14 protein-coding genes and 1 riboswitch are annotated in these 13,457 nt (G+C 44.7%); of the genes, 6 read left to right on the top strand and 8 right to left on the bottom strand.

Annotation, left to right across the window (positions count from 1 at the left end; genetic code table 11):
• The first annotated feature begins 92 nt into the window (after nt 1-92).
• From DYADSP32_RS15025 to DYADSP32_RS15005, 5 genes are all read left to right on the top strand, one after another.
• Nucleotides 93-323: a hypothetical protein gene (locus DYADSP32_RS15025; protein ID WP_414617795.1), complete on the top strand. Its 231-nt coding sequence runs from the start codon at nt 93-95 to the stop codon at nt 321-323.
• The gene (locus DYADSP32_RS15020; protein ID WP_149241974.1) at nt 314-613 is read left to right on the top strand and encodes a type II toxin-antitoxin system RelE/ParE family toxin; all 300 of its coding nucleotides are present in this window, start codon (nt 314-316) and stop codon (nt 611-613) included. Before DYADSP32_RS15025 ends, DYADSP32_RS15020 begins: the two co-directional genes overlap by 10 nt.
• 86 nt (nt 614-699) lie before the next feature.
• Nucleotides 700-3,195, top strand: coding sequence for a primosomal protein N' (gene priA, locus DYADSP32_RS15015; protein ID WP_149241975.1), 2,496 nt, complete (start codon nt 700-702; stop codon nt 3,193-3,195).
• A gap of 90 nt (nt 3,196-3,285) precedes the next feature.
• Nucleotides 3,286-4,725 carry a pyruvate kinase gene (pyk, locus tag DYADSP32_RS15010; protein WP_149241976.1) on the top strand — a complete coding sequence of 480 codons (1,440 nt, stop codon included), beginning with the start codon at nt 3,286-3,288 and terminating at the stop codon, nt 4,723-4,725.
• 170 nt (nt 4,726-4,895) lie between these two features.
• Nucleotides 4,896-5,519: a Uma2 family endonuclease gene (locus DYADSP32_RS15005; RefSeq protein WP_149241977.1), complete on the top strand. Its 624-nt coding sequence runs from the start codon at nt 4,896-4,898 to the stop codon at nt 5,517-5,519.
• 21 nt (nt 5,520-5,540) lie between these two features.
• Here the strand turns inward: DYADSP32_RS15005 and DYADSP32_RS15000 are convergent, their stop codons facing one another.
• The 8 genes from DYADSP32_RS15000 to DYADSP32_RS14965 all read right to left on the bottom strand — a co-directional run bounded on the left by DYADSP32_RS15000 (nt 5,541) and on the right by DYADSP32_RS14965 (nt 12,096).
• On the bottom strand, nt 5,541-6,443 hold the full coding sequence (locus tag DYADSP32_RS15000) for a carbon-nitrogen hydrolase family protein (RefSeq protein ID WP_149241978.1): 903 nt from the start codon (nt 6,441-6,443) through the stop codon (nt 5,541-5,543).
• Between the two features lie 2 nt (nt 6,444-6,445).
• Entirely contained in the window at nt 6,446-7,048 is a 603-nt protein-coding gene (locus DYADSP32_RS14995; protein WP_149241979.1) for a GNAT family N-acetyltransferase, read from the bottom strand.
• Nucleotides 7,049-7,057: 9 nt separating this feature from the next.
• Nucleotides 7,058-7,456, bottom strand: coding sequence for a nuclear transport factor 2 family protein (locus tag DYADSP32_RS14990; RefSeq protein WP_149241980.1), 399 nt, complete (start codon nt 7,454-7,456; stop codon nt 7,058-7,060).
• A 49-nt stretch (nt 7,457-7,505) separates the two neighbouring features.
• Nucleotides 7,506-7,913: a hypothetical protein gene (locus DYADSP32_RS14985; protein WP_149241981.1), complete on the bottom strand. Its 408-nt coding sequence runs from the start codon at nt 7,911-7,913 to the stop codon at nt 7,506-7,508.
• Nucleotides 7,914-7,997: 84 nt separating this feature from the next.
• The gene (locus tag DYADSP32_RS14980) at nt 7,998-9,014 is read right to left on the bottom strand and encodes an ABC transporter ATP-binding protein (RefSeq protein ID WP_149241982.1); all 1,017 of its coding nucleotides are present in this window, start codon (nt 9,012-9,014) and stop codon (nt 7,998-8,000) included.
• Nucleotides 9,011-9,994, bottom strand: a complete 984-nt coding sequence (locus tag DYADSP32_RS14975) for an iron chelate uptake ABC transporter family permease subunit (RefSeq protein WP_414617794.1) — start codon at nt 9,992-9,994, stop codon at nt 9,011-9,013. The genes DYADSP32_RS14980 and DYADSP32_RS14975 overlap by 4 nt, the downstream gene beginning before the upstream one ends.
• Before the next feature lie 148 nt (nt 9,995-10,142).
• Complete coding sequence (locus DYADSP32_RS14970; RefSeq protein ID WP_149241984.1) at nt 10,143-11,330, bottom strand: ABC transporter substrate-binding protein; 1,188 nt, start codon at nt 11,328-11,330, stop codon at nt 10,143-10,145.
• A 28-nt stretch (nt 11,331-11,358) separates the two neighbouring features.
• Nucleotides 11,359-11,621: riboswitch (cobalamin riboswitch) on the bottom strand.
• Between the two features lie 79 nt (nt 11,622-11,700).
• On the bottom strand, nt 11,701-12,096 hold the full coding sequence (locus DYADSP32_RS14965) for a DUF5618 family protein (protein WP_149241985.1): 396 nt from the start codon (nt 12,094-12,096) through the stop codon (nt 11,701-11,703).
• A 136-nt stretch (nt 12,097-12,232) separates the two neighbouring features.
• Between DYADSP32_RS14965 and DYADSP32_RS14960 the strand changes: the two genes are divergently transcribed.
• Nucleotides 12,233-13,318 carry a ligase-associated DNA damage response exonuclease gene (locus DYADSP32_RS14960; RefSeq protein ID WP_149241986.1) on the top strand — a complete coding sequence of 362 codons (1,086 nt, stop codon included), beginning with the start codon at nt 12,233-12,235 and terminating at the stop codon, nt 13,316-13,318.
• Nucleotides 13,319-13,457 lie beyond the last annotated feature (139 nt).

Here is a 13,457-nt window from a genome sequence, read left to right as displayed (position 1 = left end):
CATTTTTCGAAGGTGTATCCGAAAAATGCAGCACTTGGGGCTCAATAGAGTTAACAGGAGACACTAGACGCAAACGAGAATCAAGCGATTGTATGGATATAATGTCAGAAAAAATAGAATTGGCCAGGAGACTGCTGGATACTCAGGACCGAAGAGTCCTAGATGCTATCAGATCTGTGTTTAACAATTCTGATGCCATTGAAGAGTGGGGAGATTTACCGGATAACGTCATCACCTATGTTAAGGAATCGATTAAACAAATTGATTCCAATCAAGGTATTCCACATGATAAAGCAAGAGAGTCCTATAAAAAATGGCTTTAGATATTGTTTGGTCGCCGGAAGCTTTGAATAACTTTCATGATGTGCTTGCCTACCTGGAAGAAAACTGGCACGCTGATGTTGTGAAGGATTTTGTTTCAAGAACTGAAGAAGTCATTAAAATCATAAGTAAAAACCCGAAAATTTACCGAAAAATCTCGTCTCGCAGCGATGTAAGAGAGGCTATTGTCACAAAGCATAATTTGCTGCTATACCGTGTACACAACAACCAAGTGACATTACTTTCTGTTTTCGATACACGACAACATCCTAAGAAAAAGAGAAGGCGATAGAAACTGCTGTTTCTCATTCTGACAACTAATGGCAGTAAAATACTAAATTGCGAGCCGTAGCAAAACTAACCATTGCCCCCAAATCAATGACCTCCCTTTTTGAGGAAGAAACCACCTACTTCGCTGACCTGATACTGCCGGTTCCCATACCATCATTGTTTACCTATAGGGTGCCGAGGGAAATCAGTGGTACCATTAAAGTGGGCTCTAGGGTAATTGTCCAGTTTGGTACAAAGCGGGTAATTACCGGCGTAGTTGCCCATTTGCATACCACGCCTCCAGTGAAGTACCAGGCGAAGTATATTCTGGAATTACTTGATGAACAGCCCATTGTCACGGCACGGCAGCTTGAACTTTTCAAATGGATAGCCGAGTATTATCTGTGTAACATTGGTGAGGTACTGAATGTAGCGCTTCCATCCGGTCTCAAAATTACAAGTGAGTCGCGGATTCAGATCAATCCCGAATTTGAATATGATGACCTGCTGACCGACCTGGAACATGTGGTCGTGGATGAAATCCGAAAGCAGCAAACACTTTCCTACCAGGAAGTAGAACGACTTCTGGGCAAATCCAATATTACCTCCCTGATTAAATCCCTGGTGGGAAAACGTGCGGTGATATTGTTTGAGGAAGTCAAAGAAAAATACAAACCGAAAGTGCTCAAAAAAATCAGGCTCACCACGGGTTATTTAACCAATGACGCACTGGTGGCACTCACGACGGCCCTCGAAAAAACACCCAAACAGCAGGAGGTCGTGTTACGTTATCTGAGCCATGTGCCGGTATATAACGACCCCGAACTCAATCAGAGAGGACTCGATAAAATGATTTTTTCGCAGGACGACGGGGTTTCCGATTCTGCTTTACAGACCCTGATCAAAAAGGGGATTATGGAGCAGTTTGAGATCTTCGTTTCCAGGTTCGACGACATGCCCTCCACACCATTGGGGGAAATAACACTTACAGATTCCCAAACACAGGCTTCCAGGGAAATTTACGACCTCTTTGCGCAACAGGAGGTTGTTTTGCTCCATGGTATTACGGGTAGTGGGAAAACGGAAGTGTATATAGAACTGATCAAAAAGGTACTTGAAAATGGTGCTCAGGTATTGTTTCTCCTCCCCGAAATTGCGCTGACAACGCAGATCGTGGTTCGGTTGAGAAAAGTATTTGGGGATGTGATGGGTATTTATCATTCAAAGTTTTCCGATAACGAACGCGTTGAGGTCTGGAAAGGTATCCTGGATGGTAAATTTCAGTTTATCGTGGGCGTCCGTTCTGCCATTTTTCTGCCATTCAACAACCTGGGCCTGATTATCGTAGATGAAGAACACGAGACATCATACAAGCAGCATGATCCTGCACCTCGTTATCATGCACGGGATGTGGCGGTGATCATGTCCTACATGCACAAAGGGAAAACATTGCTCGGTTCAGCCACGCCCTCTCTGGAAAGTTACTATCATGCGCAGACAGGCCGTTATGGGTTAGTGCAAATGACTCAGCGCTTCGGAAATGCCGCGTTACCCACCTTTGAGCTGGTGGATACGAAAAAGGAGAAGAAGTCGAAAAAGATGAAAAATGAGTTTTCGTCGGTCATGCTGGAACACATTGAAGCTAATCTTAAAAATAAGGAGCAGACGATACTGTTCCAAAACCGGCGTGGTTATTCTCCGTATCTGCAATGTGAAGAGTGTAACTGGATCTCGGAATGTGCCAACTGTGACGTAAGCCTTACTTTTCACATGAAAGTGGGGGAGTTGCGCTGCCATTATTGTGGGCATAAAGAAGAGGTACCGCGCACCTGTCCCAATTGTGGCTCTGTCAAAGTGAAAACAATGGGTTATGGGACGGAGAAAATAGAAGAGGAACTGAACCTGATGCATCCGGCTGCCCGGGTGCAAAGGATGGATATGGATACGACCAGAGCCAAAAACGCATATCAGCAAATCATACAGGAATTTGAAGAGGGGGGGACAGATATTCTGGTAGGAACCCAGATGGTAAGCAAAGGACTGGATTTTGACAACGTGAGTCTGGTGGGTATTTTTGATGCCGACCGGATGATCCATTTTCCTGAGTTCCGGGCATCGGAACGGGCTTTTCAAATGCTTACACAGGTAAGTGGCCGTGCGGGCAGAAGAGCCGGCAGGCCGGGGAAGGTATTGATCCAAACAGCAAACCCTTCCCAGAAACTACTCGAGCGTGTTGTGACCAATGACTACACGGGTATGTATGAGACCGAAATAGTGGAACGTGAAAAATTTCATTACCCGCCATTCACCCGTTTAATAAAGCTGACTGTGAAGCATATAGACGAGGCTACTTCCAAACGTGCTTCGGTCATGCTGGCCGAAAAATTGACCGCCAATTTGGGGCAAAGTCGTGTGCTCGGGCCACAGCCGCCGCTTGTCGAAAGGGTACGAAATCAGTTTTTGTTCGACATTCTCATTAAACTTGAACGAGAAAAGATTAATTTTAAGGCGGCAAAGTCATTTATACAGGAAAAAGTGATCGATGTATTGACTGACAAAAGCTTAAAAAGCGTCCAAATCGTCATCGATGTGGATTGCGTATAGAACTTAAAAAAAATGACTAAACGTTGAGCTCCGGTCATTCATTCCGGGCTCAGGATTATAATTTCAAATTACTGCACATTAACTAACAATATGTCTTCCAAGAAAACCAAAATCGTTGCTACCGTAGGCCCCACTTCTGAAACAAAAGAAATGCTTCACGCATTGGCAAAGGCCGGAGTAAATGTATTTCGTCTTAACTTTTCCCACGGCACGCATGCGGATCATCTTGCCAGATTAACGACCATTCGTGAAATAAATAAGGAATTCGGACTGAATCTTGCCATTTTGCAGGATTTGCAGGGGCCGAAAATCAGGATCGGGCTGGTTGCAGAAAAGGATGGTGTGTTGATCGAAGCAGGCAATAAGCTGATACTTTCGAATACGGAGGTTTTGGGCACAGCTGAAAAAGTTAGCACGCCTTACGATGGTATGTACAATGACGTGAAAATCGGCGACAGGATTTTGATGGATGACGGAAAACTGGAAGTACTCGTAACGGGTATGGATGGGACAGATGTGATCACCGAAGTTATTTACGGAGGATATCTTAAATCAAAAAAAGGGGTAAATCTTCCCAATACCCGAGTTTCAATGCCGTCTGTAACTGCCAAAGATTATGAAGATCTTGATTTTGGCCTGGAACACGACGTGGAATGGGTGGCGCTTTCTTTTGTTAGAACTGCTTCAGAGGTGACCAAGGTGAAGGAGTACATTGCCAATAAAGGTAAATCAGCCAAATTGATTGCCAAAATTGAAAAACCTGAGGCGATTGCAAACATTGATGAGATAATCGAAGCGACGGACGCCATTATGGTAGCCCGTGGTGATTTGGGTGTTGAATTGCCTGCCGAGGAAGTGCCGATGATTCAGAAAATGATCGTTGAAAAATGTAATAAAGCAGGTAAGCCGGTCATTGTGGCTACACAAATGCTGGAAAGCATGATTGAGAGTCCGCGTGCAACCCGTGCCGAACTTAACGACGTTGCGAACTCTGTGCTCGACGGAGCCGATGCGGTCATGCTTAGTGCAGAAACTGCCTCGGGTAAATATCCGGTACTGGCCGTGGATACCATGTCACGCACAATTGAAAAGGTGGAACAGGAGAGCAAAAATATTTATTTCAAACATACGGCATTTGTCAATCAGGGAGTAGTAGCTGATCAGATACACGATGATGTGGTGATGAGCGCTTGCCGGCTGGCACGTGATACGCATGCCGCCGCGATCATAGGGATCACCCGGTCGGGATATACTTCTTTCAGGCTTTCCCATCACCGTCCGAAAGCAAAGCTATTTATATTTACTTCAAACAGAATGCTGATGAACCAGTTGGCACTCTACTGGGGAACAAAGGTATTCTTTTACGATAAGGATCAGGGTGTTTCGACGGATGACCTGATCGAAGATATCAAGCAGTTTTTGATCTCAAAGGGCGAGCTTCAAAAAGGAGATGTATTCATCAATACGTTGAGTATTCCAGTGTCGAAACAACGTAAAACCAACACGGTTACGCTTAGTGTAGTAGAGTAATAAGCAGGAATGATATAAAAAAACGACAGGGCCGGAGCCTTGTCGTTTTTTTATTGGCCGCCGGCAAGATTCAGTAACTAGGTTTCCTGGCATACTTTCTGTTTGTCGATAGCCGATTAGCATGGAACGATCAAATTTTTTATATTTGAAATGTATCAACAATTTGATCCATGATAGCTTCACCAGGTCCACGCAAGGTTTTGCCAAAAATTCCTGCGAAAAATATACCCAGCGTTTTGATCCATGAAATCATTGACGGCAAACCTTTGTATCGAAAAGGTTACCGTGAGGTATTGGCCAAAACAAAAAACATCGAGGATATTATGGGATCTAGCTCTCTGCAGGCATTTTTGATTACATATTTGACCATATGGATTGGGAAAAAAATTGACGATGATAAGTATGTTATTTTGACTAATGAAGCTGGCCTTCATATTGATAAAGGCAACAACCTGGCCGGAGATCTTTTAATCTTCGACAGTCAAACACTCACCATTGATAAAGTTAACAAACGTTATGCCGACGTGCCCCCGAAAATTTCTATTGAGGTCGATGTCGACATTGCCTTGGATGAACTGAATGAACAGAGCTATATGACCATTAAAACAGAAAAGCTTCTTGGCTTTGGAGTCGAAAAGGTAATCTGGTTTTTAACCGCGTCAAAAAAGGTAATGATTGCCACCCGAGATTCTGACTGGCAGTTGCGGGATTGGGATAAGGACGTTGAGATTCTTGACGGAATTGTTTGTAACGTGGGGAAATATCTGAAAGAAAAAGGCTCTGAATTTGCCTGATGGTATTGTGTTCGACCTTAACTACACTGATTTCACGTATTTTATTTCCACAGTATTATCGGCAAAACCAACCCTTAACTGTTGCTGATCCTTGTAATTAAAGACCTGCCCATATTGGCGCACTGCCTCAATCTTTGAAAAATCAAGCTTTTCTATCAGCCAGCCCTCTTGCTGAGGGGGCATTGTAGAAATTACTCCTTCTTCCGGCAAATCATGATCCGGTGTTGAATAAAATGCCGCAAACCCATAATTAATATCCACAGCCGGTGACCAGATGGCATTCCCTACTGTTTGAGAAACGACGGTATAGATTTGATTCTCCAGTGCCCTCGCTCTGGCGCCGATGTGCACACGGGTTGCTCCACGGAGAGTCTCCGTACAGCTTGGAGCCAGAATGAGAGATGCGCCCGCATTACTCAGGAGTTGTGAACCTAAGGAAAATTCGACATCGTAACAAATCTGGATGCCAAAGCTACCCCAAGGTGCTTCAAATACCGAAAGGATTTTTTCACCACTTTCGATACCCCATTCTTCGTTTTCAAACCGTGTCATGAAAAATTTGTCCTGATGTCCGGCAAGGCCCTTTGGAGAAAATACAAATACCCGGTTTATGCGCCTGCCGTTATCGAGAATGGGCAAGGATGGCGCAATAATGATCGTGTTATATTTTATGGCCAGGTTCGAAAATGTCCTGCAAAAATCGTCTTTCAACGCATTAAGCTCTATGACCTGGCTTCGTAAATCTTCCTGAATTGTTTGGTTAAAAATGCTTACCAATTCCATAGCGCCATACTCCGGGAAAAGTAAGAGCTCCGCACCCTTCTCCACGGCATTGGCAACCCAATGTTCTGTGTGAATGACCCAATTGTCAAAAGAGCTGTGTGTTGAAATAGGGTATTGCGCAGACGCGATCGTTACACTCACTTTTAAACTAATTTCTTTGTCCAGAATATCATTTTCTTGTGGGAAGATTCCCGGTCATCCACATCCAGCCATGCCATGGTTGTTGCCAGGTCGGGATTTTTCGAATAATGCCTTTTCTTCCAAAAAGCATCGTTAGGTCGATAATCTGCTGGTTTTGCAGGATGGTTTTCCCCACGGTCTACTGAGCAAAAGCAAGAGAGGGAGTAAGTGCCAAAGCTTTGCGCGTGTTGCTCACGTTCATCAAAAAAACGATGTCCCAGACCCAGTCCCCGGTAGGCGGGCAGCAGAATACTCTCTCCGAAATAAAATATGGTGTTCAAGTCAAACCCGGCAACCTCAAAGGGCTTTTTTACTTCATCTGTTTCGTCAGAAAGGGGAATGCAGGTGGTGGCGCCTACCATTTTGTCTCCATCATATACAGCAAAAAGAAATGCGCGCTCAGACCTCGTATAAGTGAGCAGGTATTCTTTTTCATAAGCCACATTTCCTTCATAGAGGTAAGGGTAATCCCGAAAAACGGCTATACGCAACGCCGCGAGGTCGTCGAAAACCTCCTCTATTTCGGAACCCTTTTTTGTGGCATAACTTAGTGTTGCTGAACGCATATCTGTAAATTAAGACACGAGGCTGATCCAGTGTGGCAGGTTATAAAACGTGGTGACACGGCTTATTTTCCCTTCTTTCACTTCCAGAAACGCTGCGGCAGGCAGCACGTAACGCTGTCCGTGCGCCTCAGGCATACCCTCTTCGCCTTTTTTATAAATGCCATTTACGACAAATTCCACAGAGATACGGGTTCCGGAAGGCTCCGTAAAAAAAACCATATCTGATAAAGTTTCTTCATAAGACTGGTCCATCATCTGCAGAAATTCTGTAAATTTTTCTTTGCCCATCCTTGGGTCTCCCTGATTGGGTTCATGTAGGATTTCGGTATGTACCAGATCCAGCATTTCCTGCCAATTTTTGTTATTGAAAGCGGAATAATACTGTTTGGCGGTCTCTAAGGCATTCATCGTTTCGTTTGTGTCGTTTTGAGATTATCGGGTAAAGATAAGAACCGGACTAAGGTTTTAAAGGGAATTGAACGAAAGAAACCTGTCCGTTGGCGTCTTTTTCATATCTGGCAATGCAATTTGGATTGAATTCTTTACCGAAGTTAACCTCACCGGGCATCAAATCTTTCGGTGCAGGTTTGCCGGCAGCAAAGAAGAAGACGGTGGTGGAGCCATATTTGGTGTACGGCATGAGTTCTCCATACTTCTGCATTTCCTCCCATGGTGTCCCGTTTACGGTTACAGCGTATATACGTACGATTGGGCCTGTATTGTTTTCGTTGCGATATAATGCTACCTCCTTGAAATCTCCATTCAGATCATTGGTATTGGGTTGCGAAAAGGAGTCATAGAGAATGTAGGCCACCAGCAAAACACTCAGCGCGGATAACAGGTATTTCATCTTTTTATTTTTCATCGGGTTTTGGGTGTGTTTTCGTTATGATTAATTGCATTAAGTGGTTCACTATTAGTAAAGTATCGCGCACTTGATGTTTATCTGTTATGGAATATGGGTGCTTTTATTTTTAATGTTTTTGATCAAATCGACCAGGGAATTATGCTCGGTAACCAATCCATTATAGTTGAGTGACCAGCTTAGTGTTGCTGTAATGCTGATCGGGGTGGCATATCCTTCTTGAGTGGCAATACCTTCCCTGGCTAATGCCCTTTTTGTCCAAAAAACCATACCGGGCTCTCCCGCCAGGGATACGTACATGGTGGGAGCTTCTCGATGAATTCTGAATCCGCCTGTTGTTTTATCGAAATAGAAGCCGGTTTTAGCAAAAGCAGATTCAAAAGAACCATTCAGCACCAGATCTTCGGGTACACCGGTTGTCATCTCACCATGCTTTGTCATGAGCCAAAGCTCATCTGCTGCCTGCAAAGCGAGATCCAGCTCGTGGGTGCTCAGCAGAATGGCCTTATTGGTTTGCCGTGCAAGTTGATGAAGCAGGTGCATCATTTCAACCCGGCTGGGCAGGTCCAGGTGGGCGGTCGGTTCATCCAGCAGGATGATCCTGGTATCCTGAGCAAGTGCACGGGCGAGCATCACTTTTTGTCTTTCTCCATCGCTAAGCTGGTGAATGCGTTTTTGGGAAAACGTGGATACGTGCGTGGCTTCCATTGCCCAATGTATTCTTTCATGATCTTCTCCATTAAGTTTTCCCAGCCAGCCTGTGTAGGGCGTGCGGCCCAGCGTAACCACTTCCTTGACGGTAAGGTTGCTGGCTTCAATTTTTTCCGTAAGTACCAGGCTGAGTTTAAGGGCAAGTTCATGTGCATTAAAATGTTTCAGCAAGGTTCCTTCGATCAGGATCCGGCCTGAGAGCCCTGCCTGCAGGCCAGAGATGGTACGCATCAATGTGGATTTACCTGCTCCATTTGGCCCAAGCAGACAGACCATGCGTCCGGAATGAAGTTCAAGATTTAGATTTTCGCCTACCTTTCTTACCTTTCCTCCAGACTTATACCCAATGTCCAGGTCATGTGTTTCAAGGGCTGGTTTTGATTCGCTCATGAGAAAGATGACCGCAGATTGTTTTGACTAATTATAATCCAGATGACGACCGGTGCGCCAAGGAGTGAGGTTACGACATTGATAGGAAGTACGGTCTGATGACCGGGCAATTGTGCTATGATGTCGCAAATGAGCATTAGTGCCGTTCCGACCAGGCACACACCGGGAATTAATACGCGGTGGTCGGATGTGGCAAATAGTGAACGGGTAATATGCGGAATGGCAATGCCAATAAATCCAATGGGGCCGCAGAATGCCGTGATGCTACCGGTAAGCAGACTGGTTCCTGCCATAATGATCAGGCGGGAGCGGCCTACTGTAAGGCCCATACTACGGGCATAATTTTCACCGAGCAATAATGCATTCAGCGATTTGGAAGAGGCGAAAGCCAATAGCAAGCCGAAAATAACCACAAATGAAAGCGCGTACAGATGATAGTGGGTAACTCCACCGAGTGATCCGAATGTCCACATAATGTATTCCTGCAGCTGTTCGGGCTGGCTAAAATATTGCCAGATACTCACTATTGAAAGGGTAAGGGTGCCGATCATGACACCTACGATGAGCAGGATAACGTGATCCCGGATTCTGCCGGCAATCAATAAGATCACGGACAAAACCAATCCAGATCCGAGTGAAGCCATGAAGATGATCAGCCAACTTCCAGAAATGCCAAGCTCCCGGATTGCATACAGGCTGGCGCTGCTTCCGCTGGTAAGCATTACTGCCGCCACGCCCAATCCTGCTCCGGCGGTAATACCGAGCTCAGATGGTCCGGCTAAGGGATTACGAAATAAAGTCTGCATTTGCAGGCCACTGACAGATAGGCCACAGCCAACCAGCACAGCTGTTATAGCTTTGGGAATCCTTATTTTTTCGATAATGAATAGCCATGCTGTCTGCTCCGATTCACCGGAAATGATGATGCTCACCACTTCTTTAAAAGGAATGGTTACCGAACCAAGCAGGATATCAACCATAAAACAGATAAGGATTAATATCAATAGGCCGGCCATGATCAGGCTGGGTGATTTGGACCTTGGAATAGAATTGTGATGCATTATATGATTAAGGTCAAAAGCAGGTTAATGTCATGAAGATCCTTTTTTTGCAACCGCCGACCGGCGCTCATTCCAGTTTTTTATAATAAACCAGTTCGTGTTCGGGCAGCAGATTGGGATGCAGAATTTTGATCAAATCAGCTAACACAGTTTGTGGGTTTACATTGCCTGATTCAAAAAAATCATTGGATCCTGCTTCATTGACCCGGTTATTGTAACTGTATATTTGTCCTGATTTGAACGCCTTGAAGTCGGCATACCTGGCATCCAAAGCCAGAATACTTTTCTTTGTATCCTTACTATCAAATCCAACGTTCATCCAGTATTCTGCCCGAAGTGCATCAGGATAAACGGCTTCAAAACTCAATGATAAACTACCTGCTGCCTTTTGTGCGCTCCATGGATAGTCGGCGGCGGCATCACGAAAAAATTGAGCCATATAACTATCTCCACTAGGCATAAACCAGGTATCCTTGGTATTGAGTCCTGAAATAATCGTTGGTTTGTTATTCGCTGTGGCTGCGAGCGTTTTCAATCGGTTGTATTCATTTTCCAGAACCGTAAATTTCTTATTCACCAACTCTTCCTTATTCAGTAATGCAGCCAGTAACTTCACCCATTCGGCTCGGGCAAGGGGATTGTTTTCAACCCATTCCGAATTGATCATCACGGGGATTCCGGCATCCTCCAATAACTTATAATGCCCCATTCCCCCGCCCGCGCTACCCATGGTCATCACCAGATCCGGATGCATATTTACCAGTTTTTCCTCATTCAATCCCTGGTCGCGGCCTACCTCTCCCACTTTGCCCTTCTGAATCATTTTGATTACTTCCGGAGCATAAACGTACTGAAGATTTCCTAAGCCAGTCAGTACGTGATAAGACTCCAAAAAGCCAAGCAATCCCACATGCATGGACGACATGGCCACCAGGCTACGAACAGGGATTTCGATGAGCTTACTATCGGAATAACCTTCAGGTTTTTTGGCGCCACGTTCAAGAAGGATATACCGGGTTGTATCCGCGGTTTTTTCAAATGGGCTGATGATTTTTACAACTTTATAATGGTCGAAATAATCTATGGTAAAACCCTTAGCATGTTTAATTTGGATCTGATCCGCATAGAAGCTGGAGTCCGAAGCATTCAGAGCGCTGTTATTCGTCTCCGTTTTGGAGCGGCAGCCGTAGTTGAGGATTAGAAAACACAGCGGCCATAGTGCTTTTGTGGAAGCAAGGAATTTGTTTGTTATCATTTGTCAGCAAGCCCTTTCTTCCGAAGGGCGTTAAATTGTTTTAAAAGGCAGGTCTTCTGACTTGTTCCGTTTTTGACGCCTTCCCGGATATCAATTTTGAATGCTAAAATGATGAATGTTTCGCCAGAGCTATCACTCAATCATTCTCTCATTGCATCCAGTGGCAATAGATTTGTCAAAAACGCTTTTAATGAACTTACAGCAGCGGAGACTGTTCCGGATTCACACCGGTATTCCCTTTTCAAGCTTGCCGCGAAGTGCGGGGTTGCTACCTTGTGGTGCAAAAGTAGGAAGAAATGGGTTGAAAAAAGGGAGAAGTAGTTATGTTTAAGGAAGGATATGTAATGGCAGGCATTATTCATGCAGAAAATCAGATAAATGCTAACATCTTGTTGACATTATTCAGCCCCATCTGGATGGTGTCCACAGATTTGGTGCCGTGATAATATCCGTTAATATGCAATTCGTCATAAACATTGGTTAGCAGCCTGAGTAGCCTCTTATCGTATTTCCGAACCCGGTTTGTATAATCTTCAATGCTTTTGGGCTTGACAAATTTTAGGCCTTCTTTTTGTTTCAAATATTCATCCAAAATAAGTAAAGCCGCTGAATATGCCGTGCCGGCAGCCATTTTTACATATTTGACATCCGCGTATAGGCCATCTTTTTTCCCTGCTTTTTCGCTTAGGATTTGTTTTGCGTTTGCCAGATATCTTTGAGCTTCAAGTGAAGGTGAAAGCGCTGTATTTTGTTTACTACCAGTCATATCCAATTCAAATATCGATGCTTCAATACTTTGACGCCGGAATTTAAGAAAGTCATTTCAAAAGTAACATTAAATTAGCAGGAATAATGCCGGTGTGCCTGTTTCCGATCTGGCATACTTTTTACTTCTTTGTTTTATGCCTAAACGACCCCTTTTACAATTTACCGGCAAAAGTATCTACTGTGCTCAGGCAGAGGTACACATTGACCCATGGATTCCTGTGGACCGCGCCATAATTACACACGCACACAGCGACCATGCGCGGTGGGGAAGTAAACATTATTTGGCGCACAAGGACAGCGAATCTATTTTGCGGCTCAGGCTGGGCTCAGATATTTCTCTTCAAACGGTGGAGTACGGTGAGAAGTTTTTGATCAATGGAGTAACTTTTTCGCTGCATCCGGCGGGTCACATTATTGGTTCGGCTCAAATACGGGTAGAGTATAAAGATGAAGTGTGGGTGGCAAGTGGCGATTATAAACTGGAAGATGATGGCTTTGCTGCGCCGTTTGAACCTGTAAAGTGTAATGTGTTCATCACGGAATCAACTTTCGGATTGCCTATCTACAAATGGCAGCCTCAAAAAGAAATCTTTTCGGAGATAGATAATTGGTTTGCCCAAAATAGAAAGGAAGACAAAGCCAGTATTCTGATGGGTTATTCATTGGGGAAAATGCAACGGATTTTGAAAGGCATTCAGCTGCCCGATGAACCCATTTTTGCGCATGGCGCCATTTATGTTTTGAATGAAAAACTGAGAGAAGCCGGTCACGACCTGCCGGAACTGACCCTGGTAACCAAAGAGACCGACAAGAAACTGTTTCGCGGTGCGCTGGTCCTGGCACCGCCGTCGGTGGATAGCAGTACCTGGATCAGGAAGTTTAATCCATATTCCCTTGGCTATTGCTCTGGCTGGATGGCACTGAGAGGTGCAAAGAACCGTAGAGCTGTGGACCAGGGTTTTATACTAAGCGATCATGTCGACTGGCCGGATCTGAATACTGCTGTGGTGGAATCAGGTGCTGAAAAGGTTTACGTGACGCACGGTTATACCAGTATTTTTTCAAGATGGCTCAATGAAAACGGAATCGATGCTGGTGAGGTAACCACCATGTATGGAACTGAGGAAGAGACGGAAGGGCAGGGGGCAGAGGGATTGGGGCAAAGGGAAGAGGGACAAGGGGCGATGGAGGATGGAACCTCTGGTCTGAAGGCCGTTTAGCGGTCTGAACGGGAAGTTAAAGGAGTTATTGGGAGTTATAGTAGTTAGCTTCGAGTAATATGGAGATTACGTTAGAATAAGGAAAGGAGTTGTCACTTAATGGTAATGGTTTGATCCGGACTATTTAATTCATGAAAAT

Origin of the sequence: Dyadobacter sp. 32, assembly GCF_902506755.1 — a bacterium.
Classification (GTDB): Bacteria; Bacteroidota; Bacteroidia; order Cytophagales; family Spirosomataceae; genus Dyadobacter.
This window is presented reverse-complemented; position numbering and strand designations above follow the sequence as displayed.